Source organism: Salmonella sp. SAL04213, from assembly GCF_046550535.1.
GTDB classification, from domain to species: Bacteria; Pseudomonadota; Gammaproteobacteria; order Enterobacterales; family Enterobacteriaceae; genus Salmonella; species Salmonella enterica.
Genome location: NZ_JBGDXS010000007.1, coordinates 1 through 19,645, shown reverse-complemented (window position 1 = coordinate 19,645; position 19,645 = coordinate 1). Strand labels below are relative to the sequence as shown.

Here is a 19,645-nt window from a genome sequence, read left to right as displayed (position 1 = left end):
TTCAGATACGGACAAAACGTCCAGCTCATTGATTATGGGGAATAACATGCACGTGAAATATTTAGCAGGGATCGTTGGCGCCGCGCTGCTGATGGCGGGTTGTAGCTCCAGCAACGAACTCACCGCTGCCGGCCAAAATGTACGCTTTGTCGAAGATAAGCCAGGCGCGGAATGCCAGCTTATTGGTACGGCAACTGGTAAACAGAGTAACTGGTTTTCAGGCCAGCACGGCGAAGAGGGTGGCTCAATGCGTGGCGCAGCGAACGATCTGCGTAATCAGGCGGCCGCGATGGGTGGAAACGTGCTGTATGGCGTAAGTAGTCCGTCGCAGGGCATGTTGTCCAGTTTTGTCCCGACGGCCAGCGAGATGAACGGCCAGGTTTATAAATGTCCGAACTGATATGTCTGAATCGTAACGCCCTCTGAAAGATTCAGAGGGCGATATGGTTAGCGTTTTTCCTGCGATGATGCCATGCGTAGATTATGCAACGCGCGCATGCATTGATCTTGCGTCAGACGCGCTGCTTTACCGGTTCCAAGCGTTCTGACAAAAACCTTACACGGTTTTCCTTCCAGCTTTTTAAGACGCGGGCTGAAATTCAGCAAGCGGCGTGATATCGCTTCAGCTTCTTTAGAGCCTGACTGACTACGGGTCTTAATGATGGTGCCGCAATCATGCGATTGTCCTGCCTCATCCGTATAACGATAAACGAGCGCTAAATAATGGTTATACAGATTATGTTTCCAGTCAGGCTGGTTATAGGTATCGAATTCGATATTACCGTTTTCCAGGCAGTCAGCATCGTATAATGGTAAAAAGTCCAGCATTGAAGAAATACGCAATGCGAGCTCACGCATTTCGGCATTATTAATGGCGTGAATAATAGCCATCACCAGAACTTCAACCTGCCACTCACCGACCTGTAAATCAAGATGGCTACCATTGTGCAGCTTTAACGTAAAGGTTAATACTTTTTCTGTATTATCGCTCAACGCTAAAGATTCAACACGCTGATTAACATCGGCGTTTTCCAGCTCTTCACGGAGTATTGCCGGAATATTCTCATGCATTTTAAGCACATGACTGCTTTTAGCTTTCTGGCGTTTTTCCTGCTCTTGTTCCGGAAGCGAGTGTTGTAAATAAAGCCGGTGTTCAAGGCCGATCAACAAGTCTCGCAGCGCGAGCACAGGAAAGAAAAGCAGTGTTTCTTTATTTCTCAGTGACTTCACCTTAAGCGCCAGCGCGATAAACTTATCATTGTGACGAATAACGCCGGTATTTAGTCCCTTAATCGTTAAGGCCATGTCAATTCTCCACAAATATAAAATAATTAAATGTTTTACTGCAATGTATTTGATATATAAATTGTTTATGCCGTCCTATAAAAAGGAGAACCAGTATAATTCGAAAATGCAGTACACGCTAAGCGAGTCCTAAAACGGACTTTATTGAAAAGAGAGGACCGGAAAGGTGTATTTAACGAAGGTTAGTTTATCGTCGCCAAAGGGTGAGGAGAATCGCGGGGGAATCTCCTCGTGATATTGCGCGGTAATATTTTTCGTCGTCCCTGACGCGCCCGCGAGGATTAGCACTGCCGCAGCTGTAAATCCAGCGGTGTTTTGCTCGGTTCGCCGCCGATTTCACGCGCCAGTCTTGGCACCATATAGCCGGATACCAGCGTGAGCAGTTCGCGCATGATTTGCCGGGCTTCGTCATCGGTGACCATAAAATGCGCGGCGCCCTGCACTTTATCCAGCACATGCAGGTAATAGGGCATCACGCCAGCGTCAAATAGCGCGTTGCTCAGATTCGCCAGCGTTCGCGCGTTATCATTCACGCCACGCAGCAGGACGCTCTGGTTGAGAAGCGTGACGCCCACGTGGCGCAGTTTCTTCATCGCCAGGCAGAACGCCTCGTCCACTTCATTAGCGTGGTTGATATGGTTCACCAACAAAATTTGCAGACGTGACTGGTCAAAGCGGGCGACCAGTTCGTCAGTAATGCGTGCCGGGATGACGATAGGCAACCGACTGTGGATGCGTAGCCGCTTGACGTGCTTAATGGCTTCCAGTTGCGTGAGCAGCCAGTCCAGCTCATGATCTTTCGCCATCAGCGGATCGCCGCCGGAAAAGATGATCTCATCCAGTTCCGGGTGTGCGGCGATATACTCCAGCGCGACTGTCCAGTTGCGCTTATTGCCTTGATTCTCCGCATACGGGAAGTGACGACGGAAACAGTAGCGGCAATTTACCGCACATCCGCCTTTTACCAGCAATAGCGCCCGGTTTTGGTATTTATGCAATAATCCTGGCACCACGCTGTGTTGCTCTTCCAGCGGGTCGGTGGAGAAACCGGGGGCGACAATAAATTCATCCCGGGACGTCAGCACTTGACGTAAAAGAGGATCGTCAGGGTTGCCCTTCTCCATGCGCGCAATAAAAGCGCGCGGCACGCGGAGGGCAAACAAGCGCCTGGCGTCCTGTCCTGCCCGGAGGTTTTCATTAGCTTCAATCTGTAAAAGATGCAGCAGTTCGTCGGGATTGGTCACAACATCGGCAAGTTGCGCTAACCAATCTTCTCGCAATGGGGTATTTAGGGTTACAATATGCGCCATTTTGTGGCTTAGCTACCAGTTAACAATTTCAGAGGGCCTTATGGCGACTTACTATAGCAACGATTTTCGTTCCGGTCTTAAAATCATGTTGGATGGCGAACCTTATGCGGTTGAATCCAGTGAATTCGTGAAACCGGGTAAAGGCCAGGCGTTTGCCCGCGTTAAGCTGCGCCGTCTGCTGACCGGCACGCGCGTTGAGAAAACCTTCAAATCGACCGATTCCGCAGAAGGCGCGGATGTAGTCGATATGAACCTGACTTACCTGTACAACGACGGTGAGTTCTGGCATTTCATGAACAACGAAACCTTCGAGCAGCTGTCTGCAGATGCCAAGGCTATCGGCGACAACGCAAAATGGCTGTTGGATCAGGCGGAATGCATCGTAACCCTGTGGAACGGTCAGCCTATCTCTGTCACTCCGCCGAACTTTGTTGAGCTGGAAATTGTTGATACCGACCCAGGTCTGAAGGGCGATACCGCAGGTACTGGCGGCAAACCAGCCACGCTGTCTACTGGCGCAGTGGTTAAAGTTCCGCTGTTCGTGCAGATTGGCGAAGTGATCAAAGTCGATACCCGTTCCGGCGAATACGTATCCCGCGTAAAATAATTTACGTTATCGGGAAAAATGGTGCAGCGTATGCTGCGCCATCCTATTTTTCGCGCCTCAATGATGAAACGCTTTATCGGTCTTGTCGCGCTGGTTCTTCTTACCGGCACATTATTAACGGCATGTAATACCGCCCGCGGCTTCGGCGAAGATATTCAGCATCTTGGCCACGCCATCTCCCGCGCAGCCAGCTAATCGCTTCTCGTCTTCCTAAAATTAGTCGATCGCCCGTCATTTTCTGGGATGTTGTCTATTATTAAGTTGCTATACACAAACAACATTGGCTAGAAAAGGAAGACATTATGGTTAAAAAGACAATTGCAGCGATCTTTTCTGTTTTGGTACTTTCCACTGTATTAACTGCTTGTAATACCACGCGCGGCGTGGGCGAGGACATCTCGGACGGTGGTAGTGCGATCTCTGGCGCTGCAACCAGAGCTCAGCAGTAATCATCAACGGTACGGCATGGCGTCGTACCGTTAATCGATTTTCTCCGGAAGCATAAGAAAGGGAGAATACCGGTTATCCATATGAAGTTTCATGCGGATATTACGCTTATAGGTGTAAACCGTTTTCCCGTGAATGCCAAGCGCATACGCAATCTCTTTATTGCTGGTGCCTTCCGTCCACATCGCGAGCACTTTTTCCTCCTGCGGAGAGAGCAATGGCGTGGCGCTTTCCGGCGCTTCCTGCAGTGGATGAGTATATAGCGCTCCTTTAATTCGTTGTGCAAGCTCATGTAAAGGCGTGTGTTTAGATAACACCGCATGACTGGCATATTGCGGTCTGTACGGCATATTCCCTGACTGTAATAATACCAACGGCGTCATCCTGCAGGCGGCAAAAAATGCATTGATAGGCTGTTCGGGTAAGGCATCGTTGAGAAAACCATATAAATCAGCGATAACCAGATGGGGCTTCCATTGCAGAATATGTTCTTTCGCCAGTATAAGGTTATTCATCCCGGATACCAGCAGTGAAGAACTGAGCACATCAGTGTGATTAAGCCAGGCCTCCATGCCCGTACGGGTAAAGTGGCATCGGTCTATCACTAAAATTTTCAACATAGTTTTTTGCACCCGGAAGTAGATAAAGCACTTTCTTTCCCAGAAGGCGTTCCATCATAGAGAACTCCTGTGGGCGCTAAATGCGAAAACTACGCGGCTTAAAAGGGCCAATTCCCGCCTTTAGACGGAAAAAAATAAAAAGGTTGAAATTCATTTTCTCTCAGGCAAAAATGGCTTTTCATCCGTATACGTTACAGGACGACCTGTAAACGCTATTCTCACCGGGGACGGCCCCATTAATTATCTGGAGCCTGCTATGTCCTGGATCATTCTATTAATCGCTGGTTTACTTGAAGTGGTATGGGCTGTCGGCCTGAAGTATACCCACGGTTTTTCTCGTCTGACCCCCAGTATCATCACCATTACGGCCATGGTTATCAGTATGGCGTTACTTTCCTGGGCAATGAAAACGCTGCCCGTTGGAACGGCGTACGCCATCTGGACCGGCATCGGCGCCGTCGGGGCGGCAATCACCGGTATCCTTCTGCTGGGCGAGTCTGCCTCACCGGCGCGTTTGCTCAGTCTTGGCTTGATTGTCGCGGGTATCATTGGGCTAAAACTCAGTGCGCATTAATTCGTCGCTGATATTGCTACGAACCTGATTGTTTTACCCAAATTAATTTATTGACGTCAAACCCCTCCCGGGTCGCGACGGCCAGCATTTGCTGTTTTATTTCCTCAGAAAGCGTTGGCGTGCGAGAGAGTATCCACAGATAGTCGCGATCCGGGCCGCACACCAGCGCATGACGGTATTCCCGGTCAAGCGCAATCACGTTATAGCCGCCGTAGAACGGGCCGAAAAAAGAGACCTTGAGCGCGGCGCGGTTTGGACTACCGGTAAAATACGCTTTGCCTTCTGTTTTTTGCCACATTCCCCGCTCCGGGTTATAGCCTTTATTGATGACATTAATCCCGCCATCGTCACGCAGACTATAGGTGGCCGTGACTTGTTCCAGTCCACGTTCAAATCGATGATCGAGGCGTGCGATCTCATACCAGGTGCCGAGGTAACGTTTGGCATCAAAATTATTTACCACGGTAACGCCTTTAGGCGGAGTAGGCGAACTACAGGCGACAACCAGAAATGCAGCCGTAACCGCAGCAACGACGGGCAGAATGCGCATAAGATTTTCCTTCCAGTGTTTTTTCTAAGTGTAGAACCTGGCGGGAAAATGAGAGGCAGGAAAAGAAAAAACGCCCTCTTATCGGGTAGATAAGAGGGCGTCGTGGCAACTTAGAGAGTGATAACGCCAATTGCCGTCACAACGGTCAGGATTGCCGCCAGGCCGTAGAAGACCCATTTGCCCGCGGGCACGTGGATTTTCAGGTCATGCATCGCGTGGTGCATACGGTGTAGGCCACACCATAGCGGCAGCACGATCATCAGGAACAGAAAAACGCGACCAATAAAGCTTTGGGCGAACGTCAGTACGCGCTCAAAACTCAGGGCATCGCCCGGAAATAGCCCCAGCGGCAGCATGATGCCAACCAGTAGCACGATCACCGGCGCGATGATCGCGCCCCACATACCGCCTGCGCCAAACAGTCCCCAGAATACGGGTTCATCAGAACGTTTTGGGTTTGGATTAATCATCCGGGACTCCTTACCAGAACAGGGCAACATACAGAATGACTACGGTGACTACCGCAGTGACCACCCAAAGCCCTTTGATGATTGGCTCTGGCCCCATTTTTTCGTCTTTTACAATGATATTGGCCGCCTTCGGCGCCAGTTCAAACCAGGTTTTGGTGTGCAGCAGCGCGGCCGCCAGGGTGATCAGGTTTAAGATCACTACCACCGGGTTTTGTAAAAAGCCGACGAATCCCATCCAGGATTCCGCGCCGTGTTTGAGCGCAAACAGACCGAAAATCAGTTCAATACTGAACCAGACTGCCGGCACCGCTGTGCCTTCGCGCAGCATATAAAAGCGATAAAACGGCAGTTTTTTCCACCAGGTGGACGTCATCGGCCGCACATAGGGTTTGCGTTTAGTCGTCATGTTGCACTCCTTAGCGTGGTTTCAGGGTGGCGATAAGAAAGTCTTTCGAGCTTTCCACTTTACCCTGCTGAATGGCCGCAGCCGGATCGACATGTTTTGGACAGACTTCGGAGCAGTAGCCCACGAAAGTACAGGTCCATACGCCGTTCGGACTGTTCAACTGCGCCATACGCTCCTTCTTACCGTGATCGCGGCTATCTTCGTTATAGCGATGCGCCAGCGTAATCGCAGCCGGTCCGATAAATTCAGGATTCAGACCGAACTGCGGGCACGCGGCGTAGCACAGACCACAGTTGATGCAACCGGAGAACTGGTGATACTTCGCCATTTGCGCCGGGGTCTGGACATTCGGCCCCTGATCTGGCGTGCGAGAGTTGCCAATAATGTACGGTTTGATCGCTTCCAGGCTTTCGATAAAGTGCGTCATATCGACAACCAGATCGCGCTCAATCGGGAAGTTCGCCAGCGCTTCCACCTTCATACCGTTGGTGTAATCGCGCAGGAAAGTTTTACACGCCAGTTTAGGGACGTTGTTGACCATCATGCCGCAGGAGCCGCAGATCGCCATACGGCAGGACCAGCGGTAGCTCAGGTCTGGCGACAGGTTATCTTTGATGTAGCCCAACGCGTCCAGTAGCGATGTTGTTTCATCATAAGGAACTTCATAGAAAGCACTGTGCGGCGCGGTATCGGTTTCCGGGTTATAGCGCACCACCTCAACTTTCAGGTTTTTCATCTCAGCCATTCGCCTTCTCCTTCTTATCGGCTGCTTCCGCTTCACCGCCGTAAACACGTTTGGCTGGCGGCAGGGTGGTGATTTTCACGTCGCTGTATTCCAGACGGGTCGTGCCATCAGCATCGCGGAAGGCGAGGGTGTGCTTGAGGAAGTTCACATCGTCGCGCTCGGTACAGCCTTCATCCAGACGCTGATGCGCGCCGCGGGACTCTTTACGCGCCAGCGCAGAGTGCGCCATACATTCCGCCACGTTCAGACCATGACCCAGTTCGATGGTATACAGCAGGTCAGTGTTGAACACGCTGGAAGTATCGGAGATACGTACGCGCTTGAAACGTTCCTGAAGCTCGGCCAGTTTATCAACGGTTTTCTGCATCAGTTCCGGGGTACGGTAAATACCGCAACCTTCTTCCATAGACAGACCCATCTCATCGCGGATCTTCGACCAGTTTTCGTTGCCTTCCTGGTTCACCAGATTTTTCAGACGCTGTTCAATATCGGCAACCTGGGCGTCGAGCGCGGCGCTATTTGCGGCGCCTGCCGTAGCAGCGCGTTCCATTGCTTGTTCGCCAGCCAGACGACCAAACACCACCAGTTCCGCCAGCGAGTTGGAACCGAGGCGGTTCGCGCCATGCAGGCCAACAGAGGAGCATTCGCCAACGGCAAACAGCCCTTTGACACGGCTTTCACAGTTCTGGTCGGTTTCAATGCCGCCCATGGTGTAGTGCGCGGTCGGACGTACTGGAATCGGTTCTTTAACCGGATCGACGCCGACATAGGCTTTCGCCAGTTCGCAAATGAACGGCAGACGTTCATGCAGTTTCTTCTCGCCGAGATGACGCAGGTCGAGGTGAACCACATCGCCGCGCGGCGTGGAGATGGTGTTGCCTTTACGCCATTCGTGCCAGAAAGCCTGGGATACTTTGTCGCGTGGCCCCAGTTCCATATATTTGTTTTTCGGCTCGCCCAGCGGCGTTTCGGGGCCCATGCCGTAGTCTTGCAGGTAACGGTAGCCATTTTTATTGACCAGAATACCGCCTTCGCCGCGGCAACCTTCAGTCATCAGGATACCGGAACCTGGCAGGCCGGTCGGGTGATACTGAACGAATTCCATATCACGCAGCGGAACGCCGTGGCTCAGCGCCATGCCCATCCCGTCGCCGGTGACGATGCCGCCGTTGGTGTTATAGCGGTATACGCGGCCTGCGCCGCCTGTCGCCATGACCACGGCGTTGGCGCGGATTTGCACCAGCGTGCCTTCCATCATGTTCATTGCCACCAGGCCGCGCGCATGGTTGTCATCGACCAGAATATCCAGCACAAAATGTTCGTCAAAGCGCTGGATTTGTGGGAACTGCAGGGAAGTCTGGAACAGAGTATGCAGCATATGGAAGCCGGTTTTATCCGCGGCGAACCAGGTACGCTCGATTTTCATACCACCGAAGCGACGCACGTTAACGCTACCGTCCGGACGGCGGCTCCACGGGCAGCCCCATTGCTCCAGCTGCGTCATCTCAGTGGGACAATGGTGGACAAAGTAATCCACGACATCCTGCTCACACAGCCAGTCTCCGCCTGCTACCGTATCGTGAAAATGGTAGTCAAAGCTGTCATGATCCTGGGCGACAGCGGCTGAACCCCCTTCGGCAGCGACAGTATGGCTGCGCATCGGGTACACTTTTGAGATCAGTGCGATTTTAGCATTGGGATTCGCCTGTGCGGCAGCAATTGCAGCACGTAATCCCGCGCCACCGGCGCCTATAATGGCAAGATCGGCTTGAAAGGTTTGCACGACATTCCTCCAGATTATTGTAATTTCACCCTCGCGCAGCCAGATAAAGCCTCTGGGTTCTGCGAAGTATGAATGCGTTTCCACTGCTCCTTTATGGGTACAACAGTATAGTCTCAGGGATGTGAGGGAAATTTGACGTGTTCGATTTTTTTAGCGTATCAGAGGGATGAATTATCATTGATTTTGATTAATTTAATTACTAAACCATCTGAAATCACTTTTTTTACCCTCCAGAAGGCTCCCGATACGCCTGCGCAAAATTTGTTTCGCCCGCGCGTTGCGAGTAGACTTCGTGACCTTGTCTTAAACTGGAGAAAGAATCATGAGCGAAACGGCAACCTGGCAGCCGAGCGCGTCCATCCCCAATTTATTAAAACGTGCGGCGATTATGGCGGAAATCCGTCGTTTCTTTGCCGATCGTGGAGTGCTTGAGGTTGAGACGCCCTGCATGAGTCAGGCGACGGTCACAGACATTCATCTGTTCCCGTTCGAAACGCGTTTCGTCGGACCTGGCCATTCCCAGGGGATGAACCTCTATTTAATGACCAGTCCGGAATACCATATGAAACGCCTGCTGGCGGCAGGGTGCGGTCCGGTTTTCCAGCTATGCCGCAGTTTCCGTAATGAAGAGATGGGACGACATCATAATCCGGAATTCACTATGCTGGAGTGGTATCGCCCGCATTACGATATGTACCGCCTGATGAATGAAGTGGATGATTTGCTTCAGCAAGTGCTGGATTGTCAACCCGCGGAAAGTCTCTCCTATCAACAGGCGTTTCAGCGCCATCTGGAGATTGACCCGTTATCAGCAGATAAAACGCTGCTGCGTGAGGCGGCGGCAAAGCTTGATTTAAGCAATATCGCCGATACGGAAGAAGACCGTGATACGTTGCTGCAACTGTTGTTCACGATGGGGGTTGAGCCGCATATAGGTAAAGAAAAGCCGACCTTTATTTATCACTTTCCGGCAAGTCAGGCATCGCTGGCACAAATCAGTACCGAGGATCATCGCGTCGCCGAGCGCTTTGAGGTGTACTACAAAGGTATTGAGCTGGCGAATGGTTTCCACGAACTGACGGACGCACGTGAGCAACAACAGCGCTTTGAACAGGACAATCGTAAGCGCGCCGCTCGCGGTCTGCCGCAGCAGCCGATTGACCAAAATCTACTGGATGCGCTGGCCGCCGGTCTACCGGATTGTTCCGGCGTGGCGCTGGGTATTGATCGTCTGGTGATGCTGGCGCTGGGAGCAGAAAGCCTGGCGGACGTGATTGCTTTTACGGTCGATCGGGCGTAAATCTGAAATTCACTCTTTCGCGAGATAAAATGGCGCAATAAGCGCCATTTTGTAGCATATTTTTTCAATTATCCTCTGTTTGCCACAACATAAGGCTGGAACTTTGATGCCATTTAGGTATCAATCCTGTGTTGATTTTTTTATCGCTGACCTTTGTAAAAAAGAAGGCGGCGTCAATCGGTGAGCTGCGTCTGGCAAACGCGCTCGAGCGTAAGGGATGGTTGAATGACCCACACGATAAAAAAGATGAGCCTTATTGGGCTTATCCTGATGATTTTTACTTCTGTTTTTGGTTTTGCGAATAGCCCGTCGGCGTTTTATTTAATGGGGTATAGCGCAATCCCGTGGTATATATTTTCTGCCTTGCTGTTTTTTATTCCATTCGCTTTAATGATGGCTGAAATGGGTTCCGCTTATCGCAAAGAAGAGGGCGGGATCTATTCGTGGATGAATAATAGCGTGGGGCCACGTTACGCGTTTATCGGCACGTTTATGTGGTTTTCATCGTATGTCATATGGATGGTAAGTACGGCGGCAAAAATTTGGGTACCGTTTTCTACTTTTGTTTTTGGCGCCGATATGACGCAGCACTGGCGTATTGCGGGGCTTGAGCCTACGCAGGTTGTCGGGCTGCTCGCCGTTGGCTGGATGATTCTGGTGACGTGTGTCGCCGCCAGAGGGATCAATAAAATTGCGCGAATTACGGCGGTCGGAGGTATTGCCGTAATGTGTCTTAATTTAGTTTTATTGTTAGTGAGTGTCGCTATTTTGTTATTAAATGGTGGGCATTTTGCACAAGAAATTAATTTTACCTCGTCACCGAATCCGGGTTATCACTCCGGCCTGGCAATGTTGTCATTTGTGGTATTTGCTATTTTTGCGTACGGCGGTATTGAGGCTGTCGGCGGACTGGTGGATAAAACCGAGAAACCGGAAAAGAATTTTGCGAAAGGTATTGTTTTCGCGGCCATTGTGATTTCAATTGGTTATTCTTTGGCGATCTTTTTATGGGGCGTCAGTACTAACTGGCAACAGATATTAAGTAATAGCGCCGTTAACTTAGGGAATATCACCTACATTCTGATGTCGAGTTTAGGCACGACATTAGGTAACGCGTTAAACCTTTCTCCGGAAGCTGCGATGACGGTGGGCGTCTGGTTTGCGCGTATCACCGGCCTTTCTATGTTTCTGGCTTATACCGGCGCGTTTTTTACGTTGAGCTATTCACCGCTGAAAGCCATTATTCAGGGGACGCCAAAAGCGTTGTGGCCCGCGCCGATGACGACACTGAACGCTAACGGTATGCCGGCGACCGCTATGTGGCTACAGTGCGTGCTGGTGAGTCTGTTTATTTTGCTGGTCTCTTTTGGCGGTGACACCGCATCGGCGTTTTATAACAAACTCACTCTGATGGCGAACGTCTCAATGACCTTGCCATACCTGTTCCTTGCGCTGGCATTTCCCTTCTTTAAAGCGCGTCAGGATCTGGAGCGGCCATTTGTTCTCTTTAAAACCAAAGCCTCTACCCTGGTCGCGACGGGTGTTGTGGTGCTGGTGGTGACGTTTGCCAACGTCTTTACCATCATCCAGCCAGTGATTGAAGCTGGGGACTGGGACAGCGCCTTGTGGATGATCGGCGGCCCGATCTTCTTCTCGTTGCTGGCGATGGCGATTTATCAGAATTACAGTAGCCGCATGAGCGCTGATCCGGAGTGGGCGGCGGAGTAATCTTTGTCCGGATAGCGTTAGCTCATCGGCTTTATGAAAAGGATATTTATAATGAGTCCGAAAATGTTTGCATTGTGCGCTATCTGGATTTTACTGGCTATCCCACTCATCGCTGTATTTTCAGTCCTGGATAAAGAGTGGATGATTGGCGAGAGTGGGATAAACAACATTTGTGATGTGATGAGAACTGTCGAAAATGATGATTCCAGAGGTTTTGGCGCGATGATGACGCTGCCCCTGTTTTTCCCATTTTTTTACGTTACTGTGTATAAGAAAATACGTAGTTGGTTTTTGTACTGTGTCGCGTTGGTGATATTTGCTTACTGGTTCTGGCAATTCTTCCTGCGCTATCAGTTTTGTGTGTGATCTATGCTAAAAGACCTGATAAGCCTATGTCATCGAGTCTTTTAGCGTCATCCGGCACCATTGCGTTTACAAACTGCCCGCCGGGCGGCTGGTTTTACCCGCTGACGTTAACGTTCTCCCCGTTTGTTTACCTCCGAGACTCTCCAGACGCATCTGGAACGGCGGGAACGGCATATCAATACCGTGCTCGCGGAAGCCCGCCAGAATCAATTGGTGGATCTCATGGCGTAATGGCATACGGTGTCCCATTTCCGCGGCATAGATACGCAGTTCGAAAATCTGAATACCCTGCTGGAGATCCACCAGAAAGATTTCAGGCGGCGGGTTGTCCAGCACCAAAGAACAGCGCTGCGCCGCCGTCAGCAGAATTTGCGTCACCTCTTCGCTATTGGCATCCGCTGGCGCCGGGATGGTTAACACCACGCGCGTAACGGAGTCAGACAGCGACCAGTTGATAAACTGTTCGGTGATAAAGGCTTTATTCGGCACGATAATCTCTTTACGATCCCAGTCACTGATAGTGGTGGCGCGGGTATTGATTTTGGTCACGCTGCCGGTGAGATCGCGAATGGTCACCGTATCGCCGATACGAATCGGCTTTTCAAACAAAATAATCAGGCCGGAGATAAAGTTAGCGAAAATTTCTTGCAGGCCAAAACCAAGCCCAACGCCGAGCGCGGCCACCAGCCATTGTAGCTTCGACCACTCAATGCCGATCATCGAGAAACCGACCAGCCCGCCAATCAGCATTAACAGATATTTGGTGATGGTCGTGATGGCGTAACCGGTACCAGGCGTTAAATCGAGATGCTGTAATAACGCCAGTTCCAGCAGCGCAGGCAGATTACGCACCAACTGCGTGGTGATGATAAAGACCAGAATCGCAATGAGCACCGCCCCCAGAGTAATTGGCTCCAGGCTTTCCACGCCTTGCACCGTAGAGGTGACATCCCACAGTGAAATATTCTCCAGGAAGCCGAATGCCGAGTGGATTTCCGACCACAGTACAATTACCGATAGCAGGGCGATAAGCATCAGAATTGAGCGGACCAGACGCAGCGACTGAGCGCTAATAGCGTCAAGATCGATTTCACTTTCATCAATGTCGACCGCGCCTTCCAGGCTGGAGGAGTGCGCCGGTTCTTCTTCGCCGCGCGCGCGCTGCGCCAGCATTTCCGCCCGACGATGTTTGGCGCGGTCAAAAGCCAGTCGGCGTCGTTGGATCAGCATCCAGCGGCGAATGACGTGATAAATGACCAGCAACAGGAACCAGATGGCGACCGAGGTTTCCAGTCTCGCCAGTAGCGCCTGCGCCGTGGCCAGATAACCCACCGCCGCCGCCAGAATCGCGATAAGCGGCGCGCCCATTAACATATTCCACAGCAGGCTGTTGACCATGTTGTCGCCGTTGCCTTCTTTATCAAGATAGAGCGGAATGCCCGCTTTTTTCAGACTCAGCGTGACCAGCGCCAGCGCGCCGCATATCAGGATGAAGCAAAGGCGGCCCAACGAGCCGGAAAACTCCCGATCGTTAAGATTATCAAACATGATCACTGCCATAATGAGCGGCACGATCAGCCCAATGCTCATCAGGTAGTAGCGCATCGCTTTCGCTACCCGGTTTCGCGGCCAGCCGAAATGCGCCACAAACAGACCATTAGGACGGGCAAAAGCGGCGCAAATCATGACTACCCACAACAGCGGTACTGTCGCCGTCACGCCATCACCGATGGCGACGGCCAGCGGATACGGCCAGGCTTCCTGCAGACCATAGCCGAGCGTCGCCCACAAGACGGGCAGCGGCGAGGCGACCAGAATCGACCAGAACACCGTTCGCAGCGTCAGCGAGAAGTGATCCTGAGTGACTTTCCCGACGCGCGAGGCCGAGCGCTCAAGGAACCGGTTGAAGTGTTGACGTGAATAGAGGCTAAACCCGACCAGCGCCAGCGCGCCGAATAACGGCAGTAGCGTCTCTTTGCTGGTCAGCATCATGATGCTGGCTTTACCTAACTGATTAAACGTATCTAATGAGATAAGCTGGCGTAAATCCTGAACCAAATCAACAGGCCAGGAGAGCGATAGCGGGCTAACGTCAGCGGTCCAGAACAGATAACGGTGGGTCGCTTCATTAACCTCTTTAAGCGCGTCCTCCAGTTGGCTGTTGGAGACTTTCAGTTTGGTCAGCTCCAGGATCAGCGTATCGCCGCCCTGTAACAACGAGTTGAGCAGCTCGCGCTGAGTGCGAAGCTGGGCGTCAAGAATCTGGTTTTGCTCGGCGGTCAGCGGCTGTCCATTGGCCTGACGTATTTGCCGTAGCTGCGGCTGTTTATTGAGTAACTCTTCATAGCGCATACGGTGGACGCGTAGCTGCGCCATTTCCGTATCAAGCTGCTGCGGCTTAGGCATCTCTGGCAGACGGGCGACCTGCGCACGCAGCGCTTCGCCAAGCATGTTGGACACGCCAAGCCATTGCGACTGCTCCCGCAGCGTATTGAGCGCCTGGCGCACCTGTAACGTTTGGCTGGTGGCCTGTCGCTGCTGCGAGGCGACCAGATCCATCCGCTGCGCTTGTTGATTAAGCGCCTGTGACAGCTCGCGGTTGACTTTAAATTGTTCGACGATGCCTTCCGGCAAACCGGCGCTGTTTTCCGCCAGCAGCTCAGTGCTTTCCAGCGCGCGTTCCGCTTCACGTTGGCGCAGGCTGTTGAGCTGATTGCGCAGCGCCTGAAGATACGCATCCAATTGCTGACTCTGTTTTTCCGCCAGCTCGGAACGCAGACGAGCCAGTTCCTGCCGGTTGTTGGCGGACAGTTGCGCCAACTCCAGTTCGTCGACTAACGCTTTTAGTTTGGCGGACTCCGCCTGCATACTGAGACTTTGCGCCTGGCTAAGCGCGGCACTTCCGCCTGCGGCGCCGAGCCGTCGCTCAATCTCATTAAGCTGGCGGCGGGCGTCGTTTTGCTGTTGGGGAAGCTGGCTGAGCGAGTCGGCGATCTCCCTGACGCGCTCCTGCTCCTGTTGCGCCTCGCGGGTTTTATCCAGTAGCTGGCTGCTAACCTGCAAGATCTCCTGATTTAACGCTTCGGTGGACATCTCTGGCGGTACGCTGCGAGGTTCATCGCGCAGATTATTCAACTGGGCGCGCAAGGTGGCGGATAGCTTAGGGAAGTTATCAATAACGTGTTGATATTGTTTCGCGCGCTCAAGCGAGCCTTTTCGCTCTTCAAGCGCGTTTAACGCAGTCTGGAGCGCCTCAACGGCTTCCGGCTGAGCGGGCTTCGCCGCTTTTGCCTGCTCCAGTTCCTGCGTGATTTGTTTGGCGTCGGGGGCCGTTGCGGCGAACGCCCCCGTGCTGAGGCACCAGGCCATCAGAAAAGCGATAATCAGGCGCACGTCAGCATTCTCTCTTGATTAGGTGTCGTCTTTTTTATTGTCAACCAGCGGGCTGGCGTCGTGTTCGGCTTTAATTTCTTCTGCCGGCAGCGGAGCAGGTTCTACCTCCGGCGCGACGAATGTTTCGGTCGACGTCGCCAGCGGTTGGCCAATTTTGGTAACGGACAGGCTTGCCAGCGACTCGATCAGATTCACTTTCCCCGGCGCAAATAAGTTGATGACCGTGGAACCCAGTTTAAAGCGCCCCATCTCCTGGCCTTTCAACAAGGCGACAGACCCTTCATGTTCGCCTTCTGGCCAGGTCCAGCGCTTGATGATGCCTTCGCGCGGCGGGGTAATGGTCCCCGCCCAGACGGTTTCGATACTGCCGACAATTGTTGCGCCGACCAGAATCTGCGCCATAGGGCCGAACTCGGTATCAAACAGACAGATAACGCGCTCGTTGCGGGCAAACAGGTTGGGGACGTTTTGCGCGGTCAGATGGTTAACGGAGAACAGATCGCCCGGTACGTAGATCATTTCACGCAGGATGCCGTTGCATGGCATGTGCACGCGATGGTAGTCGCGAGGGGAGAGGTAAGTGGTCACAAACGTGCCGTTGCGGAACTTATCCGCCATCAGGTAGTTACCCGCCAGCAACGCCTCAAGGCTGTAATTATGGCCTTTGGCCTGCAAAATTTTATCTTCTTCGATACGACCCAACTGGCTTATCACGCCGTCGGCAGGCATCACCAGGATGTTAGGATCGGTATTGAGCGGACGCACGTCATCACGCAGCGGACGAACAAAGAAATCATTGAACGTACGATAGCTGGCGGTATCCGGTTTTTGCGCCTCGGTCATATCGACTTTGTAATACTTTACGAAGAGATCGATAACCAGTTTTGTCAGCCATCCTGCTCGTTTGCTTGCGCCCCAGCCCGCCAGGCGAGTGAGCCATAGTTTCGGCAGAATGTATTGTAGCGAAAGTTTAAATGAGTTTAACAAGGTAGCCTCCAGGCCATTGTTGTTCCTGAACCGGCAGTTATACCGGTATCCTGAAAAAAGGGGACGATTCTAACGACGCCTAGCGTATCTGTCAGTCGTCCGTATCAGAAAAGTTTTTACGCGTTTTTACCTGCGCCATACTTTCAAGAATTCGGTGATAATTTTCGAAACGGGTTTCCGCAATAGCGCCGTTCTCTACCGCTTCGCGAATGGCGCAGCCTGGATCGGCGTCATGCTTGCAGTCCCGGTATTTGCAATGTCCCAAATAGTCATGAAATTCGACAAAGCCCTGGGTGATTTGTTCCGGCTCCAGATGCCATAAGCCGAACTCGCGCACGCCGGGGGAATCAATGACATCGCCGCCATGCGGGAAATGATACAGACGAGCAGCGGTAGTGGTATGTTGACCCAGACCGGAGACATTCGACACATCGTTCGTCAGAATCTCGTTCTGTAAGCCGAGCAGAGCGTTTAGCAGACTGGATTTTCCGACGCCGGACTGCCCGGCAAAAATACTGATACGACCGGTTAACGCCTCTTCCAGCGGTTTCAGACCATCCTGCGTATGGCTGGAGACCATCAGCACGCGATAGCCGATATTGCGGTAGATATCCATCTGCTCATTAACGAAGTCCATACCTTCGTCGTCCAGCAGATCAATTTTATTGAGTACGATAAGCGGCTCAACCTGTAGGGTTTCACAGCCGACCAGGTAGCGATCGATGATATTCAGCGACAGCTCCGGCAAAATCGCGGAGACGATAACGATTTGGTCAATGTTGGCGGCAATAGGCTTCACGCCGTCGTAGAAGTCCGGGCGCGTCAATACCGAGGTGCGCTCATGCACCGCTTCAACGATGCCTTTTACGTTGACGCCCTCTGCGGCGGCTTTGCCCGGACGCCAGACGACGCGATCGCCCGTCACCAGCGAACGGATAGTGCGGCGGATATTGCAACGGTGAACCTCGCCGTCAGCAGACTCCACATCGGCATGCATACCAAAACGGCTAATGACGATACCTTCTGCAGGCTCGCCAAACAGGTTGTCATCGTAGTCGGCTTTCTCCGCGGACGTTTTTAAACGACGCTGGTGATTGGCGTTCACACGGCGCTGCTGGCCTTTGGAGAGTTTATTTTTGCTCAATCGTACTGGCTCCTGGTCGCCCATAGTGGGCAAAACATCTATGATACACGCAATTGTAGATGAATATAGTCACAGTGAATGTGACCTCTGAAGGGTGGAAAATAGCATGAGTGCCGATGAAAACAACCTGATTTGGATCGATCTGGAGATGACAGGTCTGGACCCCGAGCGCGATCGCATTATTGAGATAGCCACGCTGGTGACGGATGCCAGCCTGAACATTCTGGCGGAAGGGCCGACGATTGCGGTACATCAATCCGATGCGCAACTGGCGTTAATGGATGACTGGAACGTGCGCACCCATACCGGTAGCGGCCTGGTAGATCGCGTTAAGGCAAGTACGATGGGCGAACGAGACGCTGAACTGGCGACGATTGAATTTCTGAAAACGTGGGTGCCTGCGGGTAAGTCGCCGATTTGCGGTAACAGCATCGGTCAGGATCGTCGTTTTCTGTTTAAATATATGCCGGAACTGGAGGCCTACTTCCACTATCGCTATCTGGATGTCAGTACGCTCAAGGAACTGGCGCGCCGCTGGAAGCCGGAGATTCTGGCCGGCTTTACCAAGCAGGGCACGCACCAGGCGATGGATGATATTCGCGAGTCGGTGGCGGAGCTGGCTTACTACCGCGAGCATTTCATTAAGCTGTGAGGCGTAACATGCCGGATGGCAACGCCAGAGCGTCTCATCCGGCAGATCTCCCACCACTGAATTACTGCGTAAACCATTTCTCTTGCATTTGCGCATATTCCGGCGATGCTTTCACCTTGTCGAGCGCGGCATTAATTTCTTGCAATAGCGCGTCGTTGCCTTTGCGTACCGCAATGCCTAACCCTTTTCCGTAGTAGTCAGGATCGCTGGCGCGTTCATCCATGATAGCGTAATCCGGATTGTTTTTTAGCCATTTACCAATTGCGGCGACATCGCCAAACACGCCCTCAAGACGGTTATTTTTCAGATCGGTAAAAGCGTTTAGATAGCTGTCATAGGCGACAGGCGTGATGGCTTGTTGTTTATCCTGCAAATAGCGCTGATGCGTTGTACCGTTTTCCAGACCGACTTTTTTGCCTTTCAGATCGGCAAAAGTGTGATAAGCCCCTTTACGCGTGACGACTACCGCCGATAGACCTTCGTAATAGGGTTGGCTAAAGGAGACCTGCTGTTCACGTTTGGGCGTCATATCCATACCGGCGATCACCGCATCAAACTTTTTGAAGCGTAGGCTGGGGATCAGACTATCAAAGCTCTGGTTAGTGAATGAGCACTCCGCTTGCATCTCTTTGCAGACCGCGTTGGCGACATCAATATCGAAACCAACAATTTTATTATCGGCATCGACAAACTCATAGGGCGCATAGGTGGCGGAGGTGCCAAAATGTAATGTTCTGGCGGAAACGGAAGCGGCGTGAACGGAGAGGCTGGCTAACAGCATGACAATAAGTTTTTTTTTCATCTTGATCCCTGATATCAATTGGATGTTGTGGTCACCGTGCTATTCTTTTTTTGGCGCAGGGTGCTATTCTGATTCTGTGCCTTTAGGCGTGGCGTGAAAAGTTTTTTGTTGCATAGCGCACGCTTTGCTCGTTTTTTGTCTTGTTTGGTGATTTAATCAGCATTCAAACAAAAATCGCGAAAAAATGCGTTCAGGGGCTTGCAGCTAAATGGATTTCTCGTATAATGCGCCTCCCGTAACGACGCAGAAATGCGAATTACGACAGCAACAAATTTGCGGGAATAGCTCAGTTGGTAGAGCACGACCTTGCCAAGGTCGGGGTCGCGAGTTCGAGTCTCGTTTCCCGCTCCAAAATTTGAAAGTACTTGTTAAGTACAAGCGCACCCAAGCGGGAATAGCTCAGTTGGTAGAGCACGACCTTGCCAAGGTCGGGGTCGCGAGTTCGAGTCTCGTTTC

The 19,645-nt window shown here is 52.1% G+C and carries 21 protein-coding genes and 1 tRNA gene; 10 read left to right on the top strand and 12 right to left on the bottom strand.

Going from position 1 to position 19,645, the window contains the following annotated elements; all coding sequences use genetic code 11:
* Positions 1 to 46: 46 nt before the first annotated feature.
* Positions 47 to 400 (top strand): DUF4156 domain-containing protein, encoded by a 354-nt coding sequence (locus tag ACLJPQ_RS16895; RefSeq protein WP_000558210.1) that lies wholly within the window; start codon positions 47 to 49, stop codon positions 398 to 400.
* A gap of 47 nt (positions 401 to 447) precedes the next feature.
* Here ACLJPQ_RS16895 and ACLJPQ_RS16890 read toward each other — a convergent pair whose 3' ends face one another.
* Positions 448 to 1,305, bottom strand: coding sequence for a YjeJ family protein (locus tag ACLJPQ_RS16890; RefSeq protein ID WP_001229227.1), 858 nt, complete (start codon positions 1,303 to 1,305; stop codon positions 448 to 450).
* Positions 1,306 to 1,586: 281 nt separating this feature from the next.
* On the bottom strand, positions 1,587 to 2,615 hold the full coding sequence (epmB, locus tag ACLJPQ_RS16885; protein WP_079966265.1) for an EF-P beta-lysylation protein EpmB: 1,029 nt from the start codon (positions 2,613 to 2,615) through the stop codon (positions 1,587 to 1,589).
* A 40-nt stretch (positions 2,616 to 2,655) separates the two neighbouring features.
* Here epmB and efp point away from each other — a divergent pair, with 40 nt between their 5' ends.
* The 3 genes from efp to ecnB all read left to right on the top strand — a co-directional run bounded on the left by efp (position 2,656) and on the right by ecnB (position 3,671).
* Positions 2,656 to 3,222, top strand: a complete 567-nt coding sequence (gene efp / locus ACLJPQ_RS16880) for an elongation factor P (protein ID WP_000257282.1) — start codon at positions 2,656 to 2,658, stop codon at positions 3,220 to 3,222.
* Positions 3,223 to 3,282: 60 nt separating this feature from the next.
* The gene (locus ACLJPQ_RS16875; RefSeq protein ID WP_000977686.1) at positions 3,283 to 3,417 is read left to right on the top strand and encodes an entericidin A/B family lipoprotein; all 135 of its coding nucleotides are present in this window, start codon (positions 3,283 to 3,285) and stop codon (positions 3,415 to 3,417) included.
* 107 nt (positions 3,418 to 3,524) lie between these two features.
* Complete coding sequence (gene ecnB, locus ACLJPQ_RS16870) at positions 3,525 to 3,671, top strand: lipoprotein toxin entericidin B (protein ID WP_000239598.1); 147 nt, start codon at positions 3,525 to 3,527, stop codon at positions 3,669 to 3,671.
* A 30-nt stretch (positions 3,672 to 3,701) separates the two neighbouring features.
* Here the strand turns inward: ecnB and ACLJPQ_RS16865 are convergent, their stop codons facing one another.
* Positions 3,702 to 4,289, bottom strand: a complete 588-nt coding sequence (locus ACLJPQ_RS16865; protein ID WP_000912959.1) for a helix-turn-helix transcriptional regulator — start codon at positions 4,287 to 4,289, stop codon at positions 3,702 to 3,704.
* A 256-nt stretch (positions 4,290 to 4,545) separates the two neighbouring features.
* Here ACLJPQ_RS16865 and sugE point away from each other — a divergent pair, with 256 nt between their 5' ends.
* On the top strand, positions 4,546 to 4,863 hold the full coding sequence (gene sugE / locus ACLJPQ_RS16860) for a quaternary ammonium compound efflux SMR transporter SugE (protein ID WP_000118469.1): 318 nt from the start codon (positions 4,546 to 4,548) through the stop codon (positions 4,861 to 4,863).
* A gap of 16 nt (positions 4,864 to 4,879) precedes the next feature.
* On the opposite strand, the gene ACLJPQ_RS16855 is transcribed toward sugE, so the two are convergent.
* The 5 genes from ACLJPQ_RS16855 to frdA all read right to left on the bottom strand — a co-directional run bounded on the left by ACLJPQ_RS16855 (position 4,880) and on the right by frdA (position 8,817).
* The gene (locus ACLJPQ_RS16855) at positions 4,880 to 5,413 is read right to left on the bottom strand and encodes a lipocalin family protein (protein WP_001221673.1); all 534 of its coding nucleotides are present in this window, start codon (positions 5,411 to 5,413) and stop codon (positions 4,880 to 4,882) included.
* Between the two features lie 110 nt (positions 5,414 to 5,523).
* Positions 5,524 to 5,883, bottom strand: a complete 360-nt coding sequence (gene frdD, locus ACLJPQ_RS16850; RefSeq protein WP_000609650.1) for a fumarate reductase subunit FrdD — start codon at positions 5,881 to 5,883, stop codon at positions 5,524 to 5,526.
* 10 nt (positions 5,884 to 5,893) lie between these two features.
* On the bottom strand, positions 5,894 to 6,289 hold the full coding sequence (gene frdC / locus ACLJPQ_RS16845; protein ID WP_000208749.1) for a fumarate reductase subunit FrdC: 396 nt from the start codon (positions 6,287 to 6,289) through the stop codon (positions 5,894 to 5,896).
* 10 nt (positions 6,290 to 6,299) lie between these two features.
* Positions 6,300 to 7,034: a fumarate reductase iron-sulfur protein gene (gene frdB / locus ACLJPQ_RS16840; RefSeq protein WP_000829509.1), complete on the bottom strand. Its 735-nt coding sequence runs from the start codon at positions 7,032 to 7,034 to the stop codon at positions 6,300 to 6,302.
* Positions 7,027 to 8,817, bottom strand: a complete 1,791-nt coding sequence (frdA, locus tag ACLJPQ_RS16835) for a fumarate reductase (quinol) flavoprotein subunit (protein ID WP_001192954.1) — start codon at positions 8,815 to 8,817, stop codon at positions 7,027 to 7,029. Before frdA ends, frdB begins: the two co-directional genes overlap by 8 nt.
* 322 nt (positions 8,818 to 9,139) lie before the next feature.
* On the opposite strand from frdA, the gene epmA reads away from it, so the two are divergent.
* From epmA to ACLJPQ_RS16820, 3 genes are all read left to right on the top strand, one after another.
* The gene (epmA, locus tag ACLJPQ_RS16830; protein ID WP_080184872.1) at positions 9,140 to 10,117 is read left to right on the top strand and encodes an elongation factor P--(R)-beta-lysine ligase; all 978 of its coding nucleotides are present in this window, start codon (positions 9,140 to 9,142) and stop codon (positions 10,115 to 10,117) included.
* 225 nt (positions 10,118 to 10,342) lie between these two features.
* Positions 10,343 to 11,845, top strand: a complete 1,503-nt coding sequence (gene yjeM / locus ACLJPQ_RS16825; protein WP_000149876.1) for a glutamate/gamma-aminobutyrate family transporter YjeM — start codon at positions 10,343 to 10,345, stop codon at positions 11,843 to 11,845.
* Positions 11,846 to 11,896: 51 nt separating this feature from the next.
* Complete coding sequence (locus ACLJPQ_RS16820) at positions 11,897 to 12,211, top strand: YjeO family protein (protein ID WP_080184873.1); 315 nt, start codon at positions 11,897 to 11,899, stop codon at positions 12,209 to 12,211.
* Positions 12,212 to 12,277: 66 nt separating this feature from the next.
* Here the strand turns inward: ACLJPQ_RS16820 and mscM are convergent, their stop codons facing one another.
* The 3 genes from mscM to rsgA all read right to left on the bottom strand — a co-directional run bounded on the left by mscM (position 12,278) and on the right by rsgA (position 17,735).
* A complete protein-coding gene (mscM, locus tag ACLJPQ_RS16815) occupies positions 12,278 to 15,604 on the bottom strand; it encodes a miniconductance mechanosensitive channel MscM (RefSeq protein ID WP_076933493.1) in 3,327 nt (1,108 codons plus the stop codon).
* 18 nt (positions 15,605 to 15,622) lie between these two features.
* Positions 15,623 to 16,591, bottom strand: a complete 969-nt coding sequence (gene asd, locus ACLJPQ_RS16810) for an archaetidylserine decarboxylase (RefSeq protein ID WP_000934951.1) — start codon at positions 16,589 to 16,591, stop codon at positions 15,623 to 15,625.
* A gap of 91 nt (positions 16,592 to 16,682) precedes the next feature.
* Entirely contained in the window at positions 16,683 to 17,735 is a 1,053-nt protein-coding gene (rsgA, locus tag ACLJPQ_RS16805; protein WP_000041945.1) for a small ribosomal subunit biogenesis GTPase RsgA, read from the bottom strand.
* Positions 17,736 to 17,841: 106 nt separating this feature from the next.
* On the opposite strand from rsgA, the gene orn reads away from it, so the two are divergent.
* Positions 17,842 to 18,387, top strand: coding sequence for an oligoribonuclease (gene orn, locus ACLJPQ_RS16800; protein ID WP_001271546.1), 546 nt, complete (start codon positions 17,842 to 17,844; stop codon positions 18,385 to 18,387).
* Between the two features lie 61 nt (positions 18,388 to 18,448).
* Here the strand turns inward: orn and ACLJPQ_RS16795 are convergent, their stop codons facing one another.
* Positions 18,449 to 19,189, bottom strand: a complete 741-nt coding sequence (locus ACLJPQ_RS16795; RefSeq protein WP_000727897.1) for an arginine ABC transporter substrate-binding protein — start codon at positions 19,187 to 19,189, stop codon at positions 18,449 to 18,451.
* Between the two features lie 275 nt (positions 19,190 to 19,464).
* Between ACLJPQ_RS16795 and ACLJPQ_RS16790 the strand changes: the two genes are divergently transcribed.
* Positions 19,465 to 19,540 (top strand) — tRNA-Gly (locus tag ACLJPQ_RS16790).
* The last annotated feature ends 105 nt before the right edge of the window (positions 19,541 to 19,645 follow it).

Bases quoted from the DNA above. Each gene is read 5' to 3' on its own strand.
- ACLJPQ_RS16895 (WP_000558210.1), top strand. From the start codon at position 47: ATGCACGTGAAATATTTAGCAGGGATCGTTGGCGCCGCGCTGCTGATG.
- ACLJPQ_RS16890 (WP_001229227.1), bottom strand. From the start codon at position 1,305: ATGGCCTTAACGATTAAGGGACTAAATACCGGCGTTATTCGTCACAAT.
- epmB (WP_079966265.1), bottom strand. From the start codon at position 2,615: ATGGCGCATATTGTAACCCTAAATACCCCATTGCGAGAAGATTGGTTA.
- efp (WP_000257282.1), top strand. From the start codon at position 2,656: ATGGCGACTTACTATAGCAACGATTTTCGTTCCGGTCTTAAAATCATG.
- ACLJPQ_RS16875 (WP_000977686.1), top strand. From the start codon at position 3,283: ATGATGAAACGCTTTATCGGTCTTGTCGCGCTGGTTCTTCTTACCGGC.
- ecnB (WP_000239598.1), top strand. From the start codon at position 3,525: ATGGTTAAAAAGACAATTGCAGCGATCTTTTCTGTTTTGGTACTTTCC.
- ACLJPQ_RS16865 (WP_000912959.1), bottom strand. From the start codon at position 4,289: ATGTTGAAAATTTTAGTGATAGACCGATGCCACTTTACCCGTACGGGC.
- sugE (WP_000118469.1), top strand. From the start codon at position 4,546: ATGTCCTGGATCATTCTATTAATCGCTGGTTTACTTGAAGTGGTATGG.
- ACLJPQ_RS16855 (WP_001221673.1), bottom strand. From the start codon at position 5,413: ATGCGCATTCTGCCCGTCGTTGCTGCGGTTACGGCTGCATTTCTGGTT.
- frdD (WP_000609650.1), bottom strand. From the start codon at position 5,883: ATGATTAATCCAAACCCAAAACGTTCTGATGAACCCGTATTCTGGGGA.
- frdC (WP_000208749.1), bottom strand. From the start codon at position 6,289: ATGACGACTAAACGCAAACCCTATGTGCGGCCGATGACGTCCACCTGG.
- frdB (WP_000829509.1), bottom strand. From the start codon at position 7,034: ATGGCTGAGATGAAAAACCTGAAAGTTGAGGTGGTGCGCTATAACCCG.
- epmA (WP_080184872.1), top strand. From the start codon at position 9,140: ATGAGCGAAACGGCAACCTGGCAGCCGAGCGCGTCCATCCCCAATTTA.
- yjeM (WP_000149876.1), top strand. From the start codon at position 10,343: ATGACCCACACGATAAAAAAGATGAGCCTTATTGGGCTTATCCTGATG.
- ACLJPQ_RS16820 (WP_080184873.1), top strand. From the start codon at position 11,897: ATGAGTCCGAAAATGTTTGCATTGTGCGCTATCTGGATTTTACTGGCT.
- orn (WP_001271546.1), top strand. From the start codon at position 17,842: ATGAGTGCCGATGAAAACAACCTGATTTGGATCGATCTGGAGATGACA.
- ACLJPQ_RS16795 (WP_000727897.1), bottom strand. From the start codon at position 19,189: ATGAAAAAAAAACTTATTGTCATGCTGTTAGCCAGCCTCTCCGTTCAC.